At 72.1% G+C, this 24182-nt stretch carries 25 protein-coding genes; 24 read left to right on the top strand and 1 reads right to left on the bottom strand.

The genetic code is table 11. The annotated features are described in order from the left end of the window. Window position 1: 1 nt before the first annotated feature. The 12 genes from ruvX (at window position 2) to nusB (ending at window position 10203) form a co-directional block, all read left to right on the top strand. On the top strand, window positions 2-466 hold the full coding sequence (gene ruvX, locus ACIGHB_RS24045; RefSeq protein ID WP_360317472.1) for a Holliday junction resolvase RuvX: 465 nt from the start codon (window positions 2-4) through the stop codon (window positions 464-466). A gap of 101 nt (window positions 467-567) precedes the next feature. Beyond that, the gene (gene mltG / locus ACIGHB_RS24040) at window positions 568-2328 is read left to right on the top strand and encodes an endolytic transglycosylase MltG (protein ID WP_399915794.1); all 1761 of its coding nucleotides are present in this window, start codon (window positions 568-570) and stop codon (window positions 2326-2328) included. Next, the gene (locus tag ACIGHB_RS24035) at window positions 2312-3154 is read left to right on the top strand and encodes a shikimate dehydrogenase (RefSeq protein ID WP_399915792.1); all 843 of its coding nucleotides are present in this window, start codon (window positions 2312-2314) and stop codon (window positions 3152-3154) included. The genes mltG and ACIGHB_RS24035 overlap by 17 nt, the downstream gene beginning before the upstream one ends. A gap of 47 nt (window positions 3155-3201) precedes the next feature. Further along, complete coding sequence (locus ACIGHB_RS24030) at window positions 3202-3441, top strand: hypothetical protein (RefSeq protein WP_360317395.1); 240 nt, start codon at window positions 3202-3204, stop codon at window positions 3439-3441. 114 nt (window positions 3442-3555) lie between these two features. After that, window positions 3556-4740: a chorismate synthase gene (gene aroC / locus ACIGHB_RS24025; RefSeq protein WP_360317393.1), complete on the top strand. Its 1185-nt coding sequence runs from the start codon at window positions 3556-3558 to the stop codon at window positions 4738-4740. Further along, window positions 4737-5255 carry a shikimate kinase gene (locus ACIGHB_RS24020; RefSeq protein WP_360317391.1) on the top strand — a complete coding sequence of 173 codons (519 nt, stop codon included), beginning with the start codon at window positions 4737-4739 and terminating at the stop codon, window positions 5253-5255. The genes aroC and ACIGHB_RS24020 overlap by 4 nt, the downstream gene beginning before the upstream one ends. Continuing rightward, entirely contained in the window at window positions 5252-6349 is a 1098-nt protein-coding gene (aroB, locus tag ACIGHB_RS24015; RefSeq protein WP_360317389.1) for a 3-dehydroquinate synthase, read from the top strand. The genes ACIGHB_RS24020 and aroB overlap by 4 nt, the downstream gene beginning before the upstream one ends. Next, complete coding sequence (aroQ, locus tag ACIGHB_RS24010; protein WP_360317387.1) at window positions 6346-6798, top strand: type II 3-dehydroquinate dehydratase; 453 nt, start codon at window positions 6346-6348, stop codon at window positions 6796-6798. The genes aroB and aroQ overlap by 4 nt, the downstream gene beginning before the upstream one ends. A 242-nt stretch (window positions 6799-7040) precedes the next feature. Further along, complete coding sequence (locus ACIGHB_RS24005; RefSeq protein ID WP_399915788.1) at window positions 7041-7964, top strand: AAA family ATPase; 924 nt, start codon at window positions 7041-7043, stop codon at window positions 7962-7964. 78 nt (window positions 7965-8042) lie between these two features. Then, window positions 8043-9146, top strand: coding sequence for a M24 family metallopeptidase (locus ACIGHB_RS24000; protein ID WP_360320129.1), 1104 nt, complete (start codon window positions 8043-8045; stop codon window positions 9144-9146). A gap of 50 nt (window positions 9147-9196) precedes the next feature. Further along, window positions 9197-9763: an elongation factor P gene (efp, locus tag ACIGHB_RS23995; protein WP_360320076.1), complete on the top strand. Its 567-nt coding sequence runs from the start codon at window positions 9197-9199 to the stop codon at window positions 9761-9763. Between the two features lie 2 nt (window positions 9764-9765). Further along, window positions 9766-10203 carry a transcription antitermination factor NusB gene (gene nusB, locus ACIGHB_RS23990; RefSeq protein WP_360320079.1) on the top strand — a complete coding sequence of 146 codons (438 nt, stop codon included), beginning with the start codon at window positions 9766-9768 and terminating at the stop codon, window positions 10201-10203. Between the two features lie 209 nt (window positions 10204-10412). On the opposite strand, the gene bldD is transcribed toward nusB, so the two are convergent. Then, window positions 10413-10913 carry a transcriptional regulator BldD gene (gene bldD / locus ACIGHB_RS23985; RefSeq protein ID WP_005319862.1) on the bottom strand — a complete coding sequence of 167 codons (501 nt, stop codon included), beginning with the start codon at window positions 10911-10913 and terminating at the stop codon, window positions 10413-10415. 256 nt (window positions 10914-11169) lie between these two features. On the opposite strand from bldD, the gene pyrR reads away from it, so the two are divergent. The 12 genes from pyrR (at window position 11170) to coaBC (ending at window position 24020) form a co-directional block, all read left to right on the top strand. Then, window positions 11170-11730, top strand: a complete 561-nt coding sequence (gene pyrR / locus ACIGHB_RS23980) for a bifunctional pyr operon transcriptional regulator/uracil phosphoribosyltransferase PyrR (protein ID WP_360320082.1) — start codon at window positions 11170-11172, stop codon at window positions 11728-11730. A gap of 84 nt (window positions 11731-11814) precedes the next feature. Further along, window positions 11815-12801, top strand: a complete 987-nt coding sequence (locus tag ACIGHB_RS23975) for an aspartate carbamoyltransferase catalytic subunit (RefSeq protein WP_360320085.1) — start codon at window positions 11815-11817, stop codon at window positions 12799-12801. A gap of 2 nt (window positions 12802-12803) precedes the next feature. Beyond that, entirely contained in the window at window positions 12804-14090 is a 1287-nt protein-coding gene (locus ACIGHB_RS23970; protein WP_399915784.1) for a dihydroorotase, read from the top strand. Next, window positions 14087-14665 carry a hypothetical protein gene (locus tag ACIGHB_RS23965; RefSeq protein ID WP_360320091.1) on the top strand — a complete coding sequence of 193 codons (579 nt, stop codon included), beginning with the start codon at window positions 14087-14089 and terminating at the stop codon, window positions 14663-14665. Before ACIGHB_RS23970 ends, ACIGHB_RS23965 begins: the two co-directional genes overlap by 4 nt. Beyond that, window positions 14662-15801: a glutamine-hydrolyzing carbamoyl-phosphate synthase small subunit gene (carA, locus tag ACIGHB_RS23960; RefSeq protein WP_360320094.1), complete on the top strand. Its 1140-nt coding sequence runs from the start codon at window positions 14662-14664 to the stop codon at window positions 15799-15801. The genes ACIGHB_RS23965 and carA overlap by 4 nt, the downstream gene beginning before the upstream one ends. Continuing rightward, window positions 15794-19102 (top strand): carbamoyl-phosphate synthase large subunit, encoded by a 3309-nt coding sequence (carB, locus tag ACIGHB_RS23955; RefSeq protein ID WP_399915782.1) that lies wholly within the window; start codon window positions 15794-15796, stop codon window positions 19100-19102. Before carA ends, carB begins: the two co-directional genes overlap by 8 nt. A gap of 55 nt (window positions 19103-19157) precedes the next feature. Then, window positions 19158-20270: a quinone-dependent dihydroorotate dehydrogenase gene (locus ACIGHB_RS23950; RefSeq protein ID WP_399915780.1), complete on the top strand. Its 1113-nt coding sequence runs from the start codon at window positions 19158-19160 to the stop codon at window positions 20268-20270. Continuing rightward, window positions 20267-21103, top strand: coding sequence for an orotidine-5'-phosphate decarboxylase (gene pyrF, locus ACIGHB_RS23945; protein ID WP_360320103.1), 837 nt, complete (start codon window positions 20267-20269; stop codon window positions 21101-21103). Before ACIGHB_RS23950 ends, pyrF begins: the two co-directional genes overlap by 4 nt. A gap of 308 nt (window positions 21104-21411) precedes the next feature. Continuing rightward, on the top strand, window positions 21412-21735 hold the full coding sequence (locus ACIGHB_RS23940; protein WP_030493613.1) for an integration host factor: 324 nt from the start codon (window positions 21412-21414) through the stop codon (window positions 21733-21735). Window positions 21736-21820: 85 nt separating this feature from the next. After that, window positions 21821-22384: a guanylate kinase gene (gmk, locus tag ACIGHB_RS23935; protein ID WP_360320106.1), complete on the top strand. Its 564-nt coding sequence runs from the start codon at window positions 21821-21823 to the stop codon at window positions 22382-22384. A 28-nt stretch (window positions 22385-22412) separates the two neighbouring features. Next, complete coding sequence (gene rpoZ, locus ACIGHB_RS23930; protein ID WP_030493615.1) at window positions 22413-22685, top strand: DNA-directed RNA polymerase subunit omega; 273 nt, start codon at window positions 22413-22415, stop codon at window positions 22683-22685. 120 nt (window positions 22686-22805) lie between these two features. After that, window positions 22806-24020 (top strand): bifunctional phosphopantothenoylcysteine decarboxylase/phosphopantothenate--cysteine ligase CoaBC, encoded by a 1215-nt coding sequence (gene coaBC / locus ACIGHB_RS23925; RefSeq protein WP_399915777.1) that lies wholly within the window; start codon window positions 22806-22808, stop codon window positions 24018-24020. Window positions 24021-24182: the final 162 nt, after the last annotated feature.

Genomic DNA, 24182 nt, shown 5'->3' with positions numbered 1-24182 from the left:
GATGCGCCGCGGCCGCCGTATCGCGGTCGACGTCGGGGACGCCCGGATCGGGGTCGCCTCGTGCGACCCCGACGGGGTCCTCGCCACGCCGGTGGAGACCGTGCCGGGACGTGACGTCCCGGCCGCCCACCGGCGGCTCCGCCGGATCGTCGAGGAGTACGAGCCGATCGAGGTCGTCGTGGGCCTGCCCCGCTCGCTCAGCGGGCGGGAGGGTCCGGCCGCGGCCAAGGTCCGCGCCTTCGCCCGGGAGATGGCGAAGGGGATCGCCCCCGTACCGGTCCGCCTGGTCGACGAGCGGATGACGACGGTGACGGCGACCCAGGGTCTGCGGGCCTCCGGGGTGAAGGCGAAGAAGGGCCGCTCGGTCATCGACCAGGCCGCCGCTGTGATCATCCTTCAGAACGCTCTTGAGTCCGAACGGGTATCAGGTAATCCGCCCGGTGAGGGCGTCGAAGTGGTCATCTGATCGCGATACGGTAACGTTCCGCGCGATGCGGCCGTGTTCGAACAGCTGCCGCACTACGTAGAGGCGGATCGTCCGGAAGCCTCGCGGCTGTTTGGGGATCGATGACTGAGTATGGCCGGGGCCAGGGCTCCGAACCGTGGCACCCCACGGACCCGCTCTACGGGGACCAGGGGTGGGAAGGTCAGCAGCAGTACCACCAGCAGCCGCAGCAGCCGCAGCAGGCGATGCCCTACGACCAGGCAGGTCAGCCGTACCAGGACCCGTATGCCCAGCAGGGCTACGGGACCGACCCGTACCAGCAGCAGGCCGCGTACCAGCAGCAGTACCAGCAGCAGGGGTACGTGGACCCGCAGGCGCAGATGTACGGCGACCAGGGCCACGCCCCCGCACAGGCGTACGGTCAGAACGGCTGGGAGCAGGGGTACGACACGCCCGGGCATCCCGGACAGGCGTACGACGGCAACTGGCAGACCGACCAGGCCGCCATGGCCTACAACGCGCCGCCCGCCGACCCGTACGGCGGAGGGCAGCCCGATCTCTACGGCACCCCCGAGGCGTACCCGCCGCCCCAGCCGCCCGGCCGGCGGCAGCAGCCGCCGGAGCCGGTGATCGACTGGGAGCCGGAACCGGAGCCCGAGCCCGAGCTCGCCGCCCGGCAGGAGCCCGAGGAGTCGCACCCCTTCTTCACCGGTGACGACGACGAGGACGACGCACCGCCCCCGCGCCGCGGCCGGGGCGGCCGCGGTGACGACCGTGACCGCGAGCGCCGCGGCAAGGAGAAGAAACGCAAGGGCAAGAACGGCATGGCCTGCCTGGTCGTCGCCGCGGTCCTCGTCGGCGGCGTCGGCGGCATCGGCTACTTCGGCTACCAGTTCTGGCAGGGCCAGTTCGGCGAGGCGCCCGACTACGCGGGCACCGGTTCGGGCGAGGTCCAGGTCGAGATCCCCAAGGGCGCGTTCGGCAACGAGATCGGCAACATCCTCAAGCAGGCCGGCGTCGTGAAGAGCGTCGACGCGTTCGTCGCGGCCCAGAACCAGAACGCCAAGGGCAGGTCGATCCAGGCCGGCGCCTACACGCTGAAGAAGGAGATGTCGGCGGAGAGCGCGGTCGCGCTGATGCTCGACCCGGCGAGCCAGGCCAACCTGATCATCCCCGAGGGCAAGCGCAACGCCTGGGTGTACGAGCAGATCGACACCCGCCTCGGCCTCGAACCCGGCACCACGAAGGAGATCGCCGTCAACCAGGCGGACTCCCTCGGCCTGCCGGACTGGGCCAAGGGCCACGACAAGCTCAAGGACCCGCTGGAGGGCTTCCTCTTCCCGGCGAGCTACCCGGTCGCGAAGGGCTCGAAGCCGGAGGCGGCCCTCAAGAAGATGGTGAGCCGCGCCAACCAGGAGTACACGAAGCTGGACCTGGAGGCGCAGGCGAAGAAGCACGGCCTGGAGAGCCCCTGGGAGCTCATCACGGTGGCCAGCCTCGTCCAGGCCGAGGGCAAGACGCACGACGACTTCCGCAAGATGGCGGAGGTCATCTACAACCGTCTCCAGCCGGACAACCGTGAGACCTTCCAGCTCCTCCAGTTCGACTCGACCCTCAACTATCTCAAGGGCCAGAGCGAGATCAAGATCTCCGAGGACGAGGCGAACTCGAACACCGACCCGTACAACACCTACAAGCACAAGGGGCTGCCGCCGGGACCGATCGGCAACCCGGGCAACGAGGCGCTCGGCGCGATGCTCGAACCGACGAACGACGGCTGGGTCTACTTTGTGGCCACGGACGGCATGAGCAAGACCGAGTTCGCCAAGACCCACGCCGAGTTCCTCAAGCTCAAGGACAAGTTCAATGCCAGCACGAACTAGCGGCACGGGCCGCCGTGCCGCGGTCCTCGGCTCGCCGATCGCGCACTCGCTCTCCCCGGTCCTGCACCGGGCCGCGTACGCGGAGCTCGGTCTGGACGACTGGTCCTACGACCGCTTCGAGATCGACGAGGCCGCCCTGCCCGGCTTCGTCGCGGAGCTGGACTCCTCCTGGGCCGGTCTGTCGCTGACCATGCCGCTCAAGCGGGCGATCATCCCGCTGCTCGACGAGATCAGCGGGACGGCCGCCTCCGTCGAGGCGGTGAACACGGTGGTCTTCCGCGAGGACGGCCGCCGGGTCGGCGACAACACCGACATCCCCGGCATGATCGCCGCCCTGCGCGAGCGGGGCGTCGAGAAGGTGGAGTCCGCGGCGATCCTCGGCGCCGGCGCCACCGCCTCCTCCGCGCTCGCCGCGCTCGCGCAGGTCTGCGCGGGTCCGGTCACGGCGTACGTGCGCAGCGAGGCGCGGGCGGAGGAGATGCGCGGCTGGGGCGACCGGCTCGCCGTGGACGTCCGTACCGCCGCCTGGGACGACGCGGCGGAGGCGTTCGCCGCCCCGCTGGTGATCGCCACGACCCCGGCGGGCACCACCGACACCCTCGCCGCGGCCGTCCCCGACCGCCCCGGCACGCTCTTCGACGTCCTCTACGACCCCTGGCCCACCGCGCTCGCCGCCGCCTGGTCCGAACGCGGCGGTAAGATCATCGGCGGCCTGGACCTCCTGGTCCACCAGGCGGTCCTCCAGGTCGAGCAGATGACAGGCACCCCGAAGGCCCCGCTGGCCGCCATGCGCGCCGCCGGCGAGGCCGCGCTCGCCGCGCACTGACCCCGCGCGGCGGCCCCGGGGCGTCGTGACGCCCGAGGGGGAACGGGATGAACGTGGACATGGACGCGGACGTGGCGCTCGCGTCGAAGCTGGACTTCGGTTTCGACGTCGTGCGCTTCCTGTACGTGGGCTTCTTCAGCTCGCTGCCGCCGTGGGCGCGGTACACCGTGCTCGCGCTCTTCGGGCTGACCGTGGTGTACGGCTTCGTGAGCTGGCTGCGGAAACGATCCGCCGACGCGCCCGGGGCCGCCGACGGTGTCCACGCGGACGAGGCACCCGTCCGATAGCTGGACCGGAGGCCGAGGCCAGGGCCCGGACGTGGGAGGATCGGGGGTGGCGGATCAGGGCCGCGCGCCCGGCCCTGCCGTCGCAGTGCCCAGGCGCGAGCATGAGGAGCATCGTTGAGCAGGTTGCGTTGGCTGACCGCTGGGGAATCCCACGGACCCGCGCTGGTCGCGACGCTGGAGGGTCTTCCCGCCGGCGTCCCGGTCACCACTGAGCTGGTGGCGGACCACCTCGCGCGGCGGCGCCTCGGCTATGGGCGCGGCGCCCGGATGAAGTTCGAGCAGGACGAGATCACCTTCCTGGGCGGGGTCCGGCACGGACTCTCCCTCGGATCGCCGATCGCCGTGATGGTCGGCAACACCGAGTGGCCCAAGTGGGAGAAGGTCATGTCGGCCGACCCGGTCGACCCGTCCGAGCTCAAGGAGACCGGCCGCAACGCGCCGCTGACCCGGCCCCGGCCCGGTCACGCCGACCTGGCCGGCATGCAGAAGTACGGCTTCGACGAGGCCCGGCCGATCCTGGAGCGCGCCAGCGCCCGGGAGACCGCCGCCCGCGTCGCCCTCGGCGCCGTCGCCCGCTCCTTCCTCAAGGAGGCCGCGGGCATCGAGATCGTCAGCCACGTCGTCGAGCTGGCCGCCGCCAAGGCACCGTACGGCGTCTACCCGGTCCCCGCCGACGTCGAGAAGCTCGACGCCGACCCGGTCCGCTGCCTCGACGCCGACGCGTCGAAGGCGATGGTCGCCGAGATCGACCAGGCCCACAAGGACGGCGACACCCTCGGCGGCGTCGTCGAGGTCCTCGCCTACGGCGTGCCCGTCGGCCTCGGCTCGCACGTCCACTGGGACCGCCGGCTCGACGCGCGGCTCGCCGCCGCGCTCATGGGCATCCAGGCCATCAAGGGCGTCGAGGTCGGCGACGGCTTCGAGCTCGCCCGGGTGCCCGGCTCCCAGGCCCACGACGAGATCGTGAAGACCGACGACGGCATCCGCCGCACCTCCGGCCGCTCCGGCGGCACCGAGGGCGGGCTCACCACCGGCGAGCTGCTGCGCGTCCGTGCCGCCATGAAGCCGATCGCGACCGTCCCGCGCGCGCTGGCCACCGTCGACGTCGCCACCGGCGAGGCCGCCGCGGCCCACCACCAGCGCTCCGACGTCTGCGCCGTCCCCGCCGCCGGCATCGTCGCCGAGGCGATGGTCGCCCTCGTCCTCGCCGACGCCGTCGTCGAGAAGTTCGGCGGCGACTCGGTGCCCGAGACCCGGCGCAACGTCCAGAGCTACGTCGACAACCTGCGCATCCGGTGACCGGCGGCCCCCTGGTCGTCCTCGTCGGCCCGATGGGCTCCGGCAAGTCCACGGTGGGCGCGCTCCTGGCCGAACGGCTCGGCGCGCCCTACCGGGACACCGACGCCGACATCGTCGCCGCCGAGGGCCGCGAGATCTCCGACATCTTCGTCGAGGACGGCGAGGAGCACTTCCGCGCCCTGGAGAAGGCCGCCGTCGCGAAGGCCCTCGCCGAGCACGACGGCGTCCTCGCCCTCGGCGGCGGAGCGATCCTCGACGCGGACACCCGCGCCCTCCTCGCCGGCCGTCCCGTCGCGTACCTCTCGATGGACATCGAGGAGGCCGTGCGGCGGGTGGGGCTCGGCGCGGCCCGGCCGCTGCTCGCCGTCAACCCGCGCCGGCAGTGGCGCGAGCTGATGGACGCCCGGCGCCACCTGTACGAAGAAGTCGCCCGTGTCGTGGTCGCCACCGACGCGCGCACCCCCGAAGAGGTCGCCGCGGCGATCCTCGACGCACTGGAGCTGAAGGACGCATGAGCACGGACCAGGAAGTGACCCGCATCCACGTCGGCGGCAGCGCGGGCACGGATCCGTACGAGGTGCTGGTCGGCCGGCAGCTGCTCGGCGAACTGCCCTCCCTCATCGGCGACCGGGCGAAGCGGGTCGCGGTGATCCACCCCGAGGCGCTCGCCGAGACCGGCGAGGCGCTCCGCGAGGACCTCGCCGAGCAGGGGTACGAGGCCGTCGCCGTCCAGGTGCCGAACGCCGAGGAGGCGAAGACCGCCGAGGTCGCCGCGTACTGCTGGAAGGCGCTCGGCCAGACCGGCTTCACCCGCACCGACGTCATCGTCGGTGTCGGCGGCGGCGCCACCACCGACCTGGCCGGTTTCGTCGCGGCGACCTGGCTGCGGGGCGTGCGCTGGATCGCGGTGCCGACCACCGTCCTCGGCATGGTCGACGCGGCCGTCGGCGGCAAGACCGGCATCAACACCGCCGAGGGCAAGAACCTCGTCGGCGCCTTCCACCCGCCGGCCGGGGTCCTGTGCGACCTCGCCGCGCTGGAGTCGCTGCCCGTCCACGACTTCGTCAGCGGACTCGCCGAGATCATCAAGGCCGGTTTCATCGCCGACCCGGTGATCCTCGACCTCATCGAGGAGGACCCGCAGGCCGCCCGTACGCCCGCCGGCCCGCACACCGCCGAGCTGATCGTCCGCTCGATCCAGGTGAAGGCCGACGTCGTCTCCGGCGACCTCAAGGAGTCCGGCCGCCGCGAGATCCTCAACTACGGGCACACCCTCGCGCACGCCATCGAGAAGAACGAGCGGTACAAGTGGCGCCACGGCGCCGCCGTCTCCGTCGGCATGGTCTTCGCCGCAGAGCTGGGCCGCCTCGCCGGCCGCCTCGACGACGCCACCGCCGACCGGCACCGCGCGATCCTGGAGTCCGTCGGCCTGCCGCTCACCTACCGCGGCGACCAGTGGCCCAAGCTCCTGGAGACGATGAAGGTGGACAAGAAGTCCCGCGGCGACCTGCTGCGCTTCATCGTCCTCGACGGGCTGGCCAAGCCTTCGGTCCTGGAGGGCCCGGACCCGTCCGTCCTCATCGCCGCCTACGGGGAGCTCTCCGCATGAGCGAGGTGCGCCGCGTCCTGGTGCTGAACGGGCCCAACCTGGGCCGGCTGGGCTCGCGCGAGCCGGACATCTACGGCGCCACCTCCTACAAGGGGCTCGTCGAGTCCTGCCGGGAGCTCGGCGCCACGCTCGGCTTCGACGTCGAGGTCCGTGAGACCAACGACGAGGGTGAGATGATCCGCTGGCTGCACGAGGCCGCCGACGGCCGCGTGCCGGTCGTGCTCAACCCCGGTGCCTTCACGCACTACTCGTACGGCATGCGGGACGCGGCGGCGCAGCGCACCGCCCCGCTGATCGAGGTGCACATCTCGAACCCGTACACCCGCGAGGAGTTCCGGCACACCTCCGTGGTGGCCGCCGTCGCGACCGGCACGGTCGCCGGCTTCGGCATCGGCTCCTACCGGCTCGCCCTGCGCGCCCTCGCCGAGGAGCTCGACGCCCAGGGCTGAGCGGTACGCGGGATCCCGGGGCGGTCGCCGGCACGGCGGCCGCCCCGTCGCGCGGCGGGGGAGGGCCCGGCCGGGAGGGGTCCCGGCGGGGCGGGCACTTTCGGTAGGGTCCCGCCCGTTCCCCGAGCGGGGGGACGGGGCGGTAACGTTTTGGCATCCCCGGGCGACCGGAGCGGGCCGACGGCGGCACCGACCGGCCGCCCACACCGACGCACCAGGCCGACGAGACGGAGTGGCACCGGATGCAGCACGCAGTGGGGGGACCGCTGCCATCGCCCGAGCAGCCGGGCCCGACGCCCGGCCCGATCACGGCCGGCGGCCACGGGTCCGCACCCCCGGCCCCACAGGCCGCGCCCTACCCGGGACCGCCGTCCGGCGCGCCCGGCGGGCGGCTCGGCGTGCACCCCGCCGTGCAGCCGGGCCCGCCCCCGCCGCCACCGCCCGCCCAGGGGCCCGGCGGCGCGGGCTGGGGCGCCTCCGGAGCCGTACCGCCCGGCGCGCCAGGAGCCGTACCGCCGTCCGTTCCCGCGGGCGTGTCCCCGCACGTCACGGGGGCCGTGCCGCTGGCGCCCCCGATGCCGCTGTACGAGCAGGGGCCCGGGACCGGCACCGCGACCCTCGCCGTCCTGCTGATCGGGCCCGCCGGAGCGGGCAAGACCACGGTCGCCCGGCACTGGGCGCGCCGGCGGCCCGTCCCCACCGCCCACATCAGCCTCGACGACGTCCGCGAGTGGGTGTGCTCCGGCTTCGCCGACCCCCAGTCGGGGTGGAACGAGCACTCCGAGGCGCAGTACCGGCTGGCCCGCCGCACCTGCGGCTTCGCCGCCCGCAACTTCCTCGCCAACGGCATCTCCTGCATCCTCGACGACGCCGTCTTCCCGGACCGCCCGGTCGTCGGCCTCGGCGGCTGGAAGAGGCACGTCGGCCCCGGGCTGCTGCCCGTGGTCCTCCTGCCCGGCCTGGATGTCGTCCTGGAGCGCAACGCCCAGCGCTCCGGAAACCGGCGCCTCTCCGACGAGGAGGTCGCCGCCATCCACGGCCGGATGGCCGGCTGGTACGGCTCCGGCCTGCCGATCATCGACAACTCCGCGCTCGACGTGGAGGCCACCGCCCGGCTCCTCGACGAGGCGCTGGCCCGGGCGATAGCCTCGCCGCCCGCCGGCTGACCGGCGGGCGTTCCCCGGTCGGACGCCGCCGACAGGCCGGGGCGGGGCCGCGCTCGTAGGCTCGGATACATGTCACAGGTGTATGCGGACCGCCGGGTCAGGCTGCGCGACCGGGTCGCGGCAGCGGGCAGCGCGGCGGCCCTGGTGTCCCGTCCCGCCAATGTGCGCTATCTCGCCGGCGGCGCCCCGCCCGGGGCCGTTCTGATGGTCGGCCCCGAGCCGGGTGCCGACGTGCTGATCCGGCCCACCGCGAGCGAGGGCGAGCCGCTCGACGGGCGTCTCGACGAACTCCTCCGGCAGCAGCAGCTCCCGCTCGGCGGCGGTGATCCGGCGGTCACCGCCGCCGAACTCGCGCGCCGGTCCGGCGCGGACGGGCTCGCCGTCGAGGAGCACCACCTGACCGTGGCCCGCCACCGCAGCCTCGGCGCCGCCGCCCCCGGGCTCCGCCTCGCCGACCTCGCCTGCGCCGTCGAACAGCTGCGGGTGGTCAAGGACGAGGACGAGATCGGCTGTCTGCGGATCGCCGCCGAGATCGCCGACCAGGCCCTCGGCGAGCTCCTGGAGTCGATCCTGGTCGGGCGGACCGAACGCCACCTCGCCCTCGAACTGGAGCGGCGGCTGGTCGACCACGGGGCCGACGGGGCCGCCTTCCCCACCTCGGTCGCCACCGGGCCCCACTCCGGCCGGCGCGGCCACCGCCCCACCGACCGCCGGGTCGAGGAGGGCGATTTCCTCTCGGTCTGCCTCGGCGCGGACTACCGCGGATACCGCTGTGAGATCGGCAGGACCTTCGTCATCGGCACCGCGCCGGCCGACTGGCAGATCGAGCTGTACGAGCTCGTCTTCGCCGCCCAGCGGGCCGGCCGGGAGTCCCTCGTGCCCGGCGCGGAGTACCGTGACGTGGACCGCGCGGCCCGCCAGATCCTCGACGCCGGAGGGCACGCGGGGACCGCCGTCCCCCTCACCGGACACGGTGTGGGGCTCGAAATCGACGAGGACCCGCAGCTGTCCCCCTCGGCCATGGGTAAACTGGACGCTTGTGTGCCGGTCACCGTCGAACCGGGGGTCCACCTCCCGGGCCGGGGCGGGGTCCGGATCGATGACACGCTCGTCGTGCGCCAGGAGGCGGACGGCGGACCCGAGCTACTCACCATCACGACCAAGGAGCTGCTCGCGCTGTAGAGCGCGTACGCCTCCTCGGTCCCCACGTCAGTCCAGGAGATTCCGCAACCGTGGCTTCCACGAACGACCTCAAGAACGGCATGGTGCTCAAGCTCGACGGGGGCCAGCTCTGGTCCGTCGTCGAGTTCCAGCACGTCAAGCCCGGCAAGGGCCCGGCCTTCGTGCGCACCAAGCTCAAGAACGTGCTGTCCGGCAAGGTCGTCGACAAGACCTTCAACGCCGGCGTGAAGGTGGAGACCGCGAACGTCGACAAGCGCGACATGCAGTTCTCCTACATGGACGGCGAGTACTTCGTGTTCATGGACATGGACACGTACGACCAGCTGCACATCGACCGCAAGGTCGTGGGCGACGCCGCCAACTTCCTGATCGAGGGCTTCACCGCGCTCGTCGCGCAGAACGAGGGCCAGGTCCTCTACGTCGAGCTGCCGGCCGCCGTCGAGCTCACCATCGCCGAGACCGAGCCGGGCGTCCAGGGCGACCGCTCCACCGGTGGCACCAAGCCCGCCACCCTGGAGACCGGTCACCAGATCCAGGTCCCGCTCTTCATCACCACCGGTGAGAAGATCAAGGTCGACACCCGTGACAGCAGCTACCTCGGCCGGGTGAACAGCTAACCGTGGCCGCCCGGAGCAAGGCCCGCAGGCGGGCCTTCCAGATCCTGTTCGAGGCCGACCAGCGCGGCACTTCGGTGCAGGAGGTCCTCGCGGACCAGATCCGGCTCCACCGCGCCGACGAGCGTCAGCCCGCGGTCGGTGACTTCACCATGGAGCTGGTCGAGGGGTACGCCCGGTACACGGCCCGGATCGACGAGCTCATCGCCACCTACGCGGTGGACTGGGACCTCGACCGGATGCCGGCCGCCGACCGCAGCATCGTGCGCCTCGGCGCGTACGAGCTGATCTGGGAGGACGGCACCCCGGACGCGGTGGCCATCGACGAGGCCGTGCAGCTCGCCAAGGAGTTCTCCACGGACGACTCCCCGGCCTTCGTCAACGGCCTTCTCGGGCGCTTCAAGGACCTGAAGCCCCGGCTGCGCCGGGACGTGGACGCCTAGTCCCGAACGGCCCGTCGAAGGGGCCCGCGGCACCTCGGTGCCGCGGGCCCCTTCGCATGTCCCGGGCCGCCGTTCCCCCGGGCAGCCGGCCCGTTCCCTGGATTAGCCCGAACGGGTGAAGGGCGGGGGTACGAAAGCGCCGGGCCCGTGGCGTCGGATGACGTCCACGGGCCCGGCGGCACGTTTCTGCAAGGCGGTTGCCCCGGGGGTCAGCTCTCCTCGTGGGCGACCGCGCGGCGCGCGTCGGCGTCGAGCACGCCCCAGCTGATCAGCTGCTCGGTCAGGACCGAGGGGGACTGGTCGTAGATGACGGCCAGGGTGCGCAGGTCGTCCTGGCGGATCGACAGCACCTTGCCGTTGTAGTCGCCGCGCTGCGACTGGATCGTCGCGGCGTAGCGCTGGAGCGGGCCGGCCTTCTCCTGCGGGACGTGGGCGAGGCGCTCCAGGTCCAGGACCAGCTTCGGCGGCGGCTCGGCGGCGCCGCCCGGGGTGGTGCCGGGCAGCAGCTCCTGCACCGGCACGCCGTAGAAGTCCGCCAGCTCGGCCAGGCGCTGCACGGTCACGGCGCGGTCGCCGCGCTCGTACGAGCCGACCACGACGGCCTTCCAGCGGCCCTGGGACTTCTCCTCCACGCCGTGGAGGGACAGGCCCTGCTGGGTGCGGATGGCGCGGAGTTTGGCCCCGAGCTGCTTTGCGTATTCGCTGGACATAACGCTCCCGGACGCTGTGACGACATGCGGCTGCGCCGCGCGGCTGGTAACTCACTGTGAGGTTACGCAGCGTTACTCTTTCCCGTCAAGCCGAAAGGGGCTCGCCACCCCCTCCCGGGGGACGGTCCGCCGCAGGTCGGAGCGGGGGAGGGGGAACCGGGGAAAGCCCGTGCGAGCCGCCCTGCTAAAGTGGACGCCGTACATCCGACGTCCTTTAAGAGCCGTCCCGTGAGGCGGAGAAGGAGGTCCTTTCTTCATGGACACGCAAGAGCACACCGGTGAGGCGCGGCCCGTTCTCGAGGCCCCCGACATCGCCCGGGTCCTGACCCGGATCGCCCACGAGATCGTCGAGCGCGCCAAGGGCGCCGACGACGTGGTCCTCCTCGGCATCCCCACCCGTGGCGTCTACCTCGCCCGCAGGCTCGCCGAGAAGCTCGAATCGATCACCGGCACCAAGGTCCCGGTCGGTTCCCTCGACATCACCATGTACCGCGACGACCTGCGGCTGAAGCCGGCGCGCGCCATCGGCCGCACCGACATCCCCGCGGAAGGCGTCGACGGCCGCCTCGTCGTCCTCGTCGACGACGTCCTCTTCTCCGGCCGCACCATCCGCGCCGCCCTCGACGCCCTCGGCGACATCGGCCGCCCCCGCGCGGTCCAGCTCGCCGTCCTCGTCGACCGCGGCCACCGCGAGCTGCCGATCCGCGCCGACTACGTCGGCAAGAACCTCCCCACGTCGCTGCGGGAGACCGTCAAGGTCCAGCTCGCCGAGGAGGACGGTCGCGACACCGTGCTGCTCGGCGGCAAGTCCGCCTAGCCGGACCGGCCACCCCGCGGGACCACGGCACCCCCGTGTGCCCCCGCATGCCCTCACGCCTCCCCACCCCGGAGAGAAACCCCGATGATGCGTCACCTCATCTCGGCCGCCGACCTCACCCGCGACGACGCCGTCCTGATCCTCGACACCGCCGAGGAGATGGCCCGGGTGGCCGACCGGCCCATCAAAAAGCTGCCGACCCTCCGCGGCCGGACCATCTGCAACCTCTTCTTCGAGGACTCCACCCGGACCCGGATCTCCTTCGAGGCCGCCGAGAAGCGCCTCTCCGCCGACGTCATCAACTTCGCGGCCAAGGGCTCCAGCGTCTCCAAGGGCGAGTCCCTGAAGGACACCGCGCAGACCCTGGAGGCGATGGGCGTCGACGCCGTCGTCATCCGGCACGGAGCCTCCGGCGCCCCCTTCCGCCTCGCCACCTCCGGCTGGATCGACGCCCCCGTCATCAACGCGGGCGACGGCACCCACCAGCACCCCACCCAGGCCCTCCTGGACGCCTTCACCATGCGCCGCCGCCTCGTCGGCCGCGACGCCGGGCTCGGCAAGGACCTGGACGGCAAGCGGATCACCCTCGTCGGCGACGTCCTGCACAGCCGGGTCGCCCGCTCCAACGTCGACCTGCTGCACACCCTCGGCGCCGAGGTCACCCTGGTGGCCCCGCCCACCCTCGTCCCCGTCGGCGTCGAGACCTGGCCCTGCGACGTCTCCTACGACCTCGACAGCGTGCTGCCGAAGTCCGACGCGGTCATGATGCTGCGTGTGCAGCGCGAGCGGATGAACGCCGCCTTCTTCCCGACCGAGCGCGAGTACTCGCGCCGCTACGGGCTCGACGGCGACCGGATGGCGAAGATGCCCGAGCACGCCATCGTCATGCACCCCGGCCCCATGGTCCGCGGCATGGAGATCACCGCCGAGGTCGCCGACTCCGACCGCTGCACGGTCGTCGAGCAGGTCGCCAACGGCGTCTCCGTCCGGATGGCCGTCCTCTACCTGCTGCTCGGCGGCTCCGAGCCCGCCGTCGCCCCCGCCACCACCCGTACCGAGGAGAGCAAGTAAAGATGAGCAAGATCCTTATCCGTGGTGCGAAGGTGCTCGGCGGCGAGCCGCAGGACGTCCTCATCGCCGGCGAGACCATCGAGGCGGTCGGCACCGGCCTGACCGCCGAGGGCGCCACCGTGATCGAGGCCGAGGGCCGGATCCTGCTCCCCGGCCTCGTCGACCTCCACACCCACCTGCGCGAGCCCGGCCGCGAGGACTCCGAGACCGTCCTCACCGGCACCCGCGCCGCCGCCTCCGGCGGCTACACCGCCGTCTTCGCCATGGCCAACACCCACCCCGTCGCCGACACCGCCGGCGTCGTCGAGCAGGTCTACCGGCTCGGCAAGGAGGCCGGCTACTGCGACGTGCAGCCCATCGGCGCCGTCACCGTCGGCCTGGAGGGCAAGAAGCTCGCCGAGCTCGGCGCCATGCACGACTCCGCCGCCGGCGTCACCGTCTTCTCCGACGACGGCAAGTGCGTCGACGACGCCGTGATCATGCGCCGCGCCCTGGAGTACGTGAAGGCGTTCGGCGGCGTCGTCGCCCAGCACGCCCAGGAGCCCCGCCTCACCGAGGGCGCCCAGATGAACGAGGGCATCGTCTCCGCCGAGCTCGGCCTGGGCGGCTGGCCGGCCGTCGCCGAGGAGTCGATCATCGCCCGCGACGTCCTCCTCGCCGAGCACGTCGGCTCCCGCGTCCACATCTGCCACCTCTCCACCGCCGGCTCCGTCGAGATCGTCCGCTGGGCCAAGTCCCGCGGCATCGACGTCACCGCCGAGGTCACCCCCCACCACCTCCTCCTCACGGACGAGCTGGTCCGCACGTACAACCCGGTCTACAAGGTCAACCCGCCGCTGCGCACCGAGCGCGACGTCATGGCGCTGCGCGAGGCCCTGGCCGACGGCACGATCGACATCGTCGCCACCGACCACGCCCCGCACCCGCACGAGGACAAGGACTGCGAGTGGGCCGCCGCCGCCATGGGCATGGTCGGCCTGGAGACCGCGCTCTCCGTCGTCCAGCAGACGATGGTGGAGACCGGCCTCCTCGACTGGGCCGGCGTCGCCGACCGGATGTCCGCCACCCCGGCCCGCATCGGCCGCGCCACCGGCCATGGACGACCCGTCTCGGCTGGTGAGCCCGCCAACCTGGTCCTGGTCGATCCGGCTTACCGTGGGACCGTGGACCCCGCGGACTTCGCCTCCCGCAGCCGCAACACCCCCTACGAGGGCCGCGAGCTGCCGGGTCGCGTCACCCACACCTTCCTGCGGGGCCGGGCAACGGTCATGGACGGGAAGTTGGCGTGACACACCACATCGCAAGCGCGGCCCTCGCCGCGGAGCAGAAGTCGGCGGAGGTGACCGACTGGGCCGGCCGCATCGGCTGGGTCGTCGGCCTCCTGCTCTTCGTCGCCTTCGTTTACTGGCTCATGCGCCAGGGCTGGAAGTGGCGCGGCAGCCTCCAGTCGGACCTGCCGCCGCTCCCCGAGGTGCCGGACGCGCCCGCTGAGGCCAAGCTGACGATGGACGGGCGCTACCACGGCTCCACCACCGCCGGGCAGTGGCTCGACCGCATCGTCGCCCACGGCCTCGGCACCCGCAGCCGCGCCGAGCTCACGCTCACCGACGCCGGCATCACGGTCGTCCGCCCCGGGGCGAACGACTTCCTGATCCCGGCCGCCGCCCTGCGCGAGGCCCGCCTCGACAAGGGCATCGCCGGCAAGGTCCTCGCCGAGGGCGGGCTCCTGGTCGTCACCTGGGAGCACGGCTCCACCCTCCTCGACTCCGGCTTCCGCTCCGACCGCGCGGCCGAGCACACGGCCTGGGTCGAGGCCATCAACTCCATCACCCCCGTAAGCACGACGGAAGGCATCGCACGATGACGACCTCCACAAGGGGAGCCCAGGCTCCCGCCGTACTCGTCCTGGAGGACGGCCGCACCTTCCGCGGCCGCGCCTACGGGGCCGTGGGGGAGACCTTCGGCGAGGCCGTGTTCTCCACCGGCATGACCGGCTACCAGGAGACCCTCACCGACCCGTCGTACGACCGCCAGATCGTCGTCGCCACCGCCCCCCAGATCGGCAACACCGGCTGGAACGACGAGGACGACGAGTCGAGCCGCATCTGGGTCTCCGGCTACGTGGTCCGCGACCCCGCCCGCATCCCGTCGAACTGGCGCGCCAAGCGCAGCCTCGACGACGAGCTGGTCGCCCAGGGCGTCGTCGGCATCTCCGGCATCGACACCCGCGCCCTCACCCGCCACCTGCGCGAGCGCGGCTCCATGCGCGCCGGCGTCTTCTCCGGCGAGGCCCTGGCCCCCGAGGCCGAGCTGCTCGCCCGGGTGCAGGCCCAGCCGCACATGAAGGGCGCCAGCCTCTACGAGGAGGTCGCCACCAAGGAGCCGTACGTCGTCCCCGCGATCGGCGAGAAGCGCTTCACCGTCGCCGCGATCGACCTCGGCATCAAGGGCATGACCCCCCACCGCATGGCCCAGCGCGGCATCGAGGTCCACGTGCTGCCCGCCACCGCCACCGCCGACGACGTGTACGCGGTGAACCCGGACGGCGTCTTCTTCTCCAACGGCCCGGGCGACCCGGCCACCGCCGACGGCCCGGTCGCGCTCATGACCGCCGTCCTGGAGCGCAGGACCCCGCTCTTCGGCATCTGCTTCGGCAACCAGATCCTCGGCCGCGCGCTCGGCTTCGGCACCTACAAGCTGAAGTACGGCCACCGGGGCATCAACCAGCCCGTCCAGGACCGGACCACCGGCAAGGTCGAGGTCACCGCGCACAACCACGGCTTCGCCGTCGACGCGCCCCTCGACAAGGTCTCCGAGACCCCCTTCGGCCGCGCCGAGGTCTCCCACGTCTGCCTGAACGACAACGTCGTGGAGGGCCTCCAGCTGCTCGACCAGCCCGGCTTCTCCGTCCAGTACCACCCCGAGGCGGCCGCGGGCCCGCACGACGCCGCGTACCTCTTCGACCGCTTCGTGACCCTCATGGAGGCCGAGCGTGCCTAAGCGCACCGATATCCAGTCCGTCCTGGTCATCGGCTCCGGCCCGATCGTCATCGGCCAGGCCGCCGAGTTCGACTACTCCGGCACCCAGGCGTGCCGGGTCCTCAAGGCCGAGGGCCTGCGGGTCATCCTGGTCAACTCCAACCCGGCCACGATCATGACCGACCCGGAGATCGCCGACGCCACCTACGTCGAGCCGATCACCCCCGAGTTCGTCGAGAAGATCATCGCCAAGGAGCGCCCCGACGCCCTCCTGCCCACCCTCGGCGGCCAGACCGCGCTCAACACCGCGATCTCCATGCACGAGCAGGGCGTCCTGGAGAAGTACGGCGTCGAGCTCATCGGCGCCAACGTCGAGGCCATCCACAAGGGCGAGGACCGCGACCTCTTCAAGGGCGTCGTCGAGGCCGTCAAGGCCAAGATCGGGTACGGCGAGTCCGCCCGCTCGGTCATCTGCCACTCCATGGACGACGTCCTCGCGGGCGTCGAGACGCTCGGCGGCTACCCCGTCGTCGTCCGCCCGTCCTTCACCATGGGCGGCGCCGGCTCCGGCTTCGCCCACGACGAGGACGAGCTGCGCCGCATCGCCGGCCAGGGCCTCACGCTCTCCCCGACCACCGAGGTGCTCCTGGAGGAGTCCATCCTCGGCTGGAAGGAGTACGAGCTGGAGCTCATGCGCGACAAGCACGACAACGTCGTGGTCGTCTGCTCCATCGAGAACTTCGACCCGATGGGCGTCCACACCGGCGACTCCATCACCGTCGCCCCGGCGATGACGCTCACCGACCGCGAGTACCAGATCCTCCGCGACGTCGGCATCGCGATCATCCGCGAGGTCGGCGTCGACACCGGCGGCTGCAACATCCAGTTCGCGGTCGACCCCGAGGACGGCCGCGTGATCGTCATCGAGATGAACCCGCGCGTCTCCCGCTCCTCGGCGCTCGCCTCCAAGGCCACCGGCTTCCCGATCGCCAAGATCGCGGCCCGGCTCGCCGTCGGCTACACGCTCGACGAGATCCCGAACGACATCACGGAGCAGACCCCGGCGTCCTTCGAGCCCACGCTCGACTACGTCGTGGTCAAGGCCCCCCGCTTCGCCTTCGAGAAGTTCCCCTCCGCCGACTCCACGCTGACCACGACCATGAAGTCGGTCGGCGAGGCCATGGCCATCGGCCGGAACTTCCCCGAGGCCCTCCAGAAGGCCCTGCGCTCCCTGGAGAAGAAGGGCAGCCAGTTCGCCTTCACCGGCGAGCCCGGCGACAAGGCCGAACTGCTCCGCGAGGCGGTCCGCCCCACCGACGGCCGGATCAACACCGTCATGCAGGCGATCCGCGCCGGCGCCACCCCGGAGGAGGTCTTCGACGCCACGAAGATCGACCCGTGGTTCGTCGACCAGCTCTTCCTGATCAAGGAGCTCGCCGACGAGCTCGCCGGCGCCGAGAAGCTGGAGCCCGAGCTCCTCGCCGAGGCCAAGCGCCACGGCTTCTCCGACGCCCAGATCGCCGAGATCCGCGGCCTGCGCGAGGACGTCGTCCGCGAGGTCCGGCACGCCCTCGGCGTCCGCCCGGTCTACAAGACCGTCGACACCTGCGCCGCCGAGTTCGCCGCGAAGACGCCGTACTTCTACTCCTCCTACGACGAGGAGTCCGAGGTCGCGCCCCGCGACAAGCCCGCCGTGATCATCCTCGGCTCCGGCCCCAACCGCATCGGCCAGGGCATCGAGTTCGACTACTCCTGCGTCCACGCCTCCTTCGCCCTGAGCGACGCCGGCTTCGAGACCGTGATGGTCAACTGCAACCCGGAGACCGTCTCCACCGACTACGACACCTCCGACCGGCTCTACTTCGAGCCGCTCACCCTGGAGGACGTCCTGGAGATCGTCCACGCCGAGTCCCTCGCGGGCCCGATCGCCGGCGTCGTCGTCCAGCTCGGCGGCCAGACCCCGCTCGGCCTCTCCCAGGCCCTCAAGGACAACGGCGTGCCGGTCGTCGGCACCTCCCCGGAGGCCATCCACGCCGCCGAGGACCGCGGCGCCTTCGGCCGCGTCCTGGAGGAGGCCGGCCTGCCGGCCCCCAAGCACGGCACCGCCACCACCTTCGCCGGCGCCAAGAAGATCGCCGACGAGATCGGCTACCCGGTCCTGGTGCGCCCCTCGTACGTGCTCGGCGGCCGCGGCATGGAGATCGTCTACGACGAGGCCCGCCTGGAGGCGTACATCGCCGAGTCCACCGAGATCAGCCCCACCCGGCCGGTCCTGGTCGACCGCTTCCTCGACGACGCCATCGAGATCGACGTCGACGCCCTCTACGACGGCGAGGAGCTCTACCTCGGCGGCGTCATGGAGCACATCGAGGAAGCCGGCATCCACTCCGGCGACTCGGCCTGCGCCCTGCCCCCGATCACGCTGGGCGGCTTCGACATCAAGCGGCTGCGCGCCTCCACCGAGGCCATCGCCAAGGGCGTCGGCGTGCGCGGCCTGATCAACATCCAGTTCGCCATGGCCGGGGACATCCTCTACGTCCTGGAGGCCAACCCGCGCGCCTCCCGGACCGTCCCCTTCACCTCCAAGGCCACCGCCGTCCCGCTCGCCAAGGCCGCCGCCCGCATCTCGCTGGGCGCGACCATCGCCGAGCTGCGCGCCGAGGGCCTGCTGCCGAAGACCGGCGACGGCGGCACCCTGCCGCTCGACGCGCCGATCTCCGTCAAGGAGGCCGTGATGCCGTGGTCGCGCTTCCGCGACGTGCACGGCCGCGGCGTGGACACCGTCCTCGGCCCGGAGATGCGCTCCACCGGCGAGGTCATGGGCATCGACGCCGTCTTCGGCACCGCCTACGCCAAGTCGCAGGCCGGCGCCTACGGCCCGCTGCCCACCAAGGGCCGCGCCTTCATCTCCGTCGCCAACCGCGACAAGCGCTCGATGATCTTCCCGGCCCGCGAGCTGGTCGCCCACGGCTTCGAGCTGATGGCCACCTCCGGCACCGCCGAGGTCCTCCGGCGCAACGGCCTCAACGCCACCGTCGTGCGCAAGCTCAGCGAGGGCGAGGGCCCGGACGGCGAGAAGACGATCGTCCAGCTCATCCACGACGGCCAGGTCGACCTGATCGTCAACACCCCGTACGGCACCGGCGGCCGCCTCGACGGCTACGAGATCCGTACGGCTGCGGTGGCCCGCGGCGTCCCGTGCCTCACCACGGTCCAGGCGCTCGCCGCGGCCGTGCAGGGCATCGACGCCCTCAACCACGGCGACGTCGGCGTCCGTTCCCTCCAGGAACACGCCGAACACCTGACCGCGGCCCGCGACTAGCAGCCACCGAGGGGGACACCGGAAACGGTGTCCCCCTCTTCATGAGGACACCACCATGTACAAGCTCTTCTTCCAGCTCGCCTTCCAGCGCATGGACCCCGAGAAGGCCCACTACCTGGCCTTCCGCTGGATCCGGCTCGCGGTCCGCGTCCCCGTCCTGCGCACCTTCGTCGCGGCCGTCCTCGCGCCCCGGTACAAGGAGCTGCGCACCGAGGCCCTGGGCCTCCGCATGCACGGCCCCTTCGGCCTCGCCGCCGGCTTCGACAAGAACGCCGTCGCGATCGACGGCATGGCCATGCTCGGCTTCGACCACGTCGAGATCGGCACGGTCACCGGCGAGGCCCAGCCCGGCAACCCGAAGAAGCGGCTCTTCCGCCTCGTCCCGGACCGGGCCCTGATCAACCGCATGGGCTTCAACAACGAGGGCTCCGCCGCCGTCGCCGCCCGCCTCCACGCGCGCGTGCCCGTCTTCAGGACCGTCGTCGGCGTCAACATCGGCAAGACCAAGGTGGTCGAGGAGGCCGACGCGGCCGCCGACTACGTGAAGTCCACCGAGCGGCTCGCCGCCCACGCCGACTACCTCGTCGTCAACGTCTCCTCGCCGAACACCCCCGGCCTGCGCAACCTCCAGGCCACCGAGTCGCTGCGCCCGCTGCTCACCGCCGTCCGCGAGGCCGCCGACCGCACGGTCACCGACCGCCGCGTCCCGCTCCTGGTGAAGATCGCCCCCGACCTCGCCGACGACGACGTGGACGCCGTCGCCGAGCTCGCCGTCGAACTCGGCCTGGACGGCATCATCGCCACCAACACCACCATCGCCCGCGAGGGCCTCGGCCTGTCCTCCGCCCCGGCCCTCGTCCAGGAGACCGGCGGCCTCTCCGGCGCCCCGCTCAAGGAGCGCTCCCTGGAGGTCCTGCGCCGCCTGTACGCGCGCGTGGGCGACCGGATCGTCCTCGTGGGCGTCGGCGGCATCGAGAACGCCGAGGACGCCTGGCAGCGCATCCTGGCCGGCGCCACCCTGATCCAGGGCTACAGCGCCTTCATCTACGAGGGGCCGTTCTACGCCCGCGCGATCCACAAGGGCCTCGCCGCCCGCCTCGCGGCCTCCCCGTACGCCACCCTCGCCGAAGCCGTCGGCGCCGACCACCGAAAGGCCACCACCTCGTGACTCTCTCCTTCGGCACCCGTCTGCGCTCCGCCATGGACGAGCGCGGCCCCCTCTGCGTCGGCATCGACCCGCACGCCTCCCTGCTGGACTCCTGGGGCCTCGCCGACGACATCGCGGGCCTGGAGCGCTTCACGTACACCGTGGTCGAGGCGCTGGCCGACACCGTCGCCGTCTTCAAGCCGCAGGCCGCCTTCTTCGAGCGCTTCGGCTCCCGGGGCGTCGCGGTCCTGGAGCGTGCCACCGCCGACCTGCGCGCGGCCGGCGGCCTGGTCGTCATGGACGCCAAGCGCGGCGACATCGGCTCCACCATGGCCGCCTACGCGGAGGCGTTCCTGCGGAAGGACTCCCCGCTCTTCTCCGACGCGCTCACGGTCTCCCCGTACCTGGGCTACGGCTCCCTGAAGCCGGCCGTCGACCTGGCGCGCGAGTCCGGCGCCGGGCTCTTCGTGCTCGCGCTGACCTCCAACCCGGAGGGCGGCGAGGTCCAGCGGGCGGTGCGCGAGGACGGCAGGACCATCGGCGCGACCATGCTCGCCCACCTCGCCGAGGAGAACGCGGGGGAGACCCCGATGGGCTCCTTCGGGGCGGTCGTCGGCGCCACCCTCGGCGACCTCTCCTCCTTCGACCTCGACATCAACGGCCCGCTCCTCGCCCCCGGCATCGGCGCCCAGGGCGCGACCCCGGCCGACCTCCCGGTCGTCTTCGGGGACGCGGTCCGCAACGTCGTCCCGAACGTGAGCCGGGGCGTGCTCCGCGCCGGACCCGACGCGTCCGCCCTGCGGGACGCGGCGACGCGCTACGCGGACGAGATCCGGGCGGCCGTCGGCGGCTGACGGGCTCCCGCCGCCGTCCCGGCATCCCCGCAGGTGGGAGCGGACGGCGGCCCCGGACGGCCGATCGTCGTCCCACTTGACGAAATCTTGGCAGAAATCCGGGGCGTTATGCCGGAAAAGTCCTGGTCGGCAGAGGCTGACCAGGACTTTTATGCTGTTCTCGCTGACTGGAGCGGCCTTGGCCGCTAGTCTCCGGGGCAGGGCAGACGTCCAACGGTCACGTCGTTGGACGTTGCTCCACTGGTGTGGGTCGACCAGGTCCCTCACCGGTCCGTATCCGACAGATCGACATCCGAGGTGACGTAGGCGTGGCTCTTCCGCCCCTTACCCCTGAACAGCGCGCAGCCGCGCTCGAAAAGGCCGCCGCGGCTCGCCGGGAGCGGGCCGAGGTCAAGAATCGACTCAAGCACTCCGGCGCCTCCCTCCACGAGGTCATCAAGCAGGGCCAGGAGAACGACGTCATCGGCAAGATGAAGGTCTCCGCCCTCCTTGAGTCCCTCCCCGGCGTCGGCAAGGTCCGCGCCAAGCAGATCATGGAGCGGCTCGGCATCTCCGAGAGCCGTCGTGTCCGTGGTCTCGGCTCCAACCAGATCGCCTCCCTGGAGCGCGAGTTCGGCGGCGCCGGCGCCTGATCCGGCGTCCGGACCGTCGTCCGGCCCGGTGCCCGATCCGGGACAAGCGTCCCGGGCACCCCGGCGATGCTGGAATAATCGCTGCATGGCAGCAGAGGTACGTCCGCGGCTGACCGTGCTCTCCGGCCCCTCAGGGGTCGGCAAGAGCACGGTCGTCGCTCATATGCGCAAGGTCCACCCCGAGGTCTGGCTCTCGGTGTCGGCCACGACACGAAAGCCCCGCCCCGGCGAGAAGCACGGCGTCCAGTACTTCTTCGTCTCGGACGACGAGTTCGACAAGCTGATCGCCAACGGCGAGCTCCTCGAATGGGCCGAGTTCGCGGGCAACCGCTACGGCACCCCCCGCAGCGCGGTCGTCGACCGCCTGGAGAAGGGTGAGCCCGTGCTCCTGGAGATCGAGCTCCAGGGCGCCCGCCAGGTGAAGGAGTCCATGGCCGACTCCCGGCTGGTCTTCCTCGCCCCGCCGAGCTGGGAGGAGCTGGTCCGCCGGCTCACCGGCCGCGGCACCGAGTCGCCCGAGGTGATCGAGCGGCGTCTCGCCGCCGCCAAGGTCGAGCTCGCCGCCGAGTCGGAGTTCGACACCACGCTCGTCAACACCTCCGTCGAGGACGTCGCGCGCGAGCTGCTAACGTTGATGCACGTAGTCTGATCTTTTATCCATCTTCGGAAGGTAGAGCGTGTCCTCTTCCATCACCGCGCCCGAGGGCATCATCAACCCGCCGATCGACGAGCTGCTCGAGGCCACTGACTCGAAGTACAGCCTCGTGATCTACGCGGCCAAGCGCGCGCGTCAGATCAACGCGTACTACTCGCAGCTCGGTGAGGGCCTGCTGGAGTACGTCGGTCCCCTCGTCGACACCCACGTCCACGAGAAGCCGCTCTCGATCGCCCTGCGCGAGATCAACGCGGGTCTGCTGACCTCCGAGGCCGTCGAGGGCCCCGTTCAGTAAGCGTTGCGTTCGTCACTCCAGGCCCGGCGGTCCTTCCGCCGGGCCTGTGGTGTCTCATGGACTCGGATACTGGAGTCGTAACGCAGCCGAGTACGCGTACGAGCGCGGGGAGTGACAGCCGTGACCAAGCCGAAGGTCGTTCTGGGCGTGAGCGGCGGCATCGCCGCCTACAAGGCGTGCGAGCTGCTGCGCCGGCTCACCGAGTCGGGCCACGACGTCCGCGTCGTCCCCACCGACTCCGCGCTCCACTTCGTCGGCGCCGCCACCTGGTCCGCGCTCTCCGGCAACCCGGTCTCCACCGAGGTCTGGGACACCGTCCACGAGGTGCCGCACGTCCGCATCGGCCAGGCGGCCGAGCTCGTCGTCGTCGCCCCCGCCACCGCCGACATGCTGGCCAAGGCCGCCCACGGGCTCGCCGACGACCTCCTCACCAACACGCTGCTCACCGCGCGCTGTCCGGTCGTCTTCGCCCCCGCCATGCACACCGAGATGTGGGAGCACCCGGCCACCCAGGAGAACGTGGCCACGCTCCGCCGCCGCGGCGCCTTCGTCATCGAGCCCGCCGTCGGCCGTCTCACCGGCGTCGACACCGGCAAGGGCCGGCTCCCCGACCCCGGCGAGATCTTCGAGGTGTGCCGCAGGGTCCTGGCCCGCGGAGTCACCGCCCCCGACCTCGCCGGACGCCATGTCGTGGTGAGTGCCGGCGGCACCCGTGAGCCCCTCGACCCGGTCCGCTACCTGGGCAACCGCTCCTCCGGGAAGCAGGGGTACGCCCTCGCCAGGGCCGCCGCCGCGCGCGGCGCCCGGGTCACCCTCGTCGAGGCCAACACCGGCATGCCCGACCCGGCCGGGGTCGACGTGGTCCACGCGGGCACCGCCCTCCAGCTCCGCGAGGCCGTCCTCAAGGCCGCCGCCGACGCGGACGCGGTCGTCATGGCCGCCGCCGTCGCCGACTTCCGCCCCGCCTCGTACGCCACCGGGAAGATCAAGAAGACCGACGACGGGGGCGCCCCGACCATCGAGCTGGTCCGCAACCCCGACATCCTCGCCGAGCTGTCCGCCGACCGCGCCCTGCCCGGCCAGGTCGTCGTCGGCTTCGCCGCCGAGACCGACGACGTCCTCGCCAACGGCCGCGCCAAGCTCGCCCGCAAGGGCTGCGACCTCCTCGTCGTCAACGAGGTCGGCGAGCGCAAGACCTTCGGCTCGGAGGAGAACGAGGCCGTGGTCCTCGCCGCCGACGGCACCGAGACCCCCGTCCCGTACGGCCCGAAGGAAGCCCTCGCCGAGACCGTCTGGGACCTCGTCCTGCCGCGGCTGCGCGAGCCCTCCGCCTGAGCGCCCACCCGAACGGCCCCCCGTCGCGCGCGGACACCCCGCACGGCACCGGGGGGCCCGCCGACGGCGCGCGAAACGCCGTCACCGAAGTGATCTGCGCCCCATCCGGCGCCCCCCTCCGGGCCCGTCCGGGGCCGAATCCGGCCACCCGCGAGCATTCGT

The sequence above is a fragment of the Streptomyces sp. NPDC085460 genome, assembly GCF_044541975.1.
In the GTDB taxonomy this organism is placed as follows: Bacteria; Actinomycetota; Actinomycetes; order Streptomycetales; family Streptomycetaceae; genus Streptomyces.
This window is presented reverse-complemented; position numbering and strand designations above follow the sequence as displayed.

Coding starts and splice junctions, on each gene's coding strand:
- ruvX (WP_360317472.1), top strand. CDS start 2: ATGCGCCGCGGCCGCCGTATCGCGGTCGACGTCGGGGACGCCCGGATC.
- mltG (WP_399915794.1), top strand. CDS start 568: ATGACTGAGTATGGCCGGGGCCAGGGCTCCGAACCGTGGCACCCCACG.
- ACIGHB_RS24035 (WP_399915792.1), top strand. CDS start 2,312: ATGCCAGCACGAACTAGCGGCACGGGCCGCCGTGCCGCGGTCCTCGGC.
- ACIGHB_RS24030 (WP_360317395.1), top strand. CDS start 3,202: ATGAACGTGGACATGGACGCGGACGTGGCGCTCGCGTCGAAGCTGGAC.
- aroB (WP_360317389.1), top strand. CDS start 5,252: ATGAGCACGGACCAGGAAGTGACCCGCATCCACGTCGGCGGCAGCGCG.
- aroQ (WP_360317387.1), top strand. CDS start 6,346: ATGAGCGAGGTGCGCCGCGTCCTGGTGCTGAACGGGCCCAACCTGGGC.
- ACIGHB_RS24005 (WP_399915788.1), top strand. CDS start 7,041: ATGCAGCACGCAGTGGGGGGACCGCTGCCATCGCCCGAGCAGCCGGGC.
- bldD (WP_005319862.1), bottom strand. CDS start 10,913: ATGTCCAGCGAATACGCAAAGCAGCTCGGGGCCAAACTCCGCGCCATC.
- pyrR (WP_360320082.1), top strand. CDS start 11,170: ATGGACACGCAAGAGCACACCGGTGAGGCGCGGCCCGTTCTCGAGGCC.
- ACIGHB_RS23975 (WP_360320085.1), top strand. CDS start 11,815: ATGATGCGTCACCTCATCTCGGCCGCCGACCTCACCCGCGACGACGCC.
- ACIGHB_RS23970 (WP_399915784.1), top strand. CDS start 12,804: ATGAGCAAGATCCTTATCCGTGGTGCGAAGGTGCTCGGCGGCGAGCCG.
- carA (WP_360320094.1), top strand. CDS start 14,662: ATGACGACCTCCACAAGGGGAGCCCAGGCTCCCGCCGTACTCGTCCTG.
- ACIGHB_RS23950 (WP_399915780.1), top strand. CDS start 19,158: ATGTACAAGCTCTTCTTCCAGCTCGCCTTCCAGCGCATGGACCCCGAG.
- gmk (WP_360320106.1), top strand. CDS start 21,821: ATGGCAGCAGAGGTACGTCCGCGGCTGACCGTGCTCTCCGGCCCCTCA.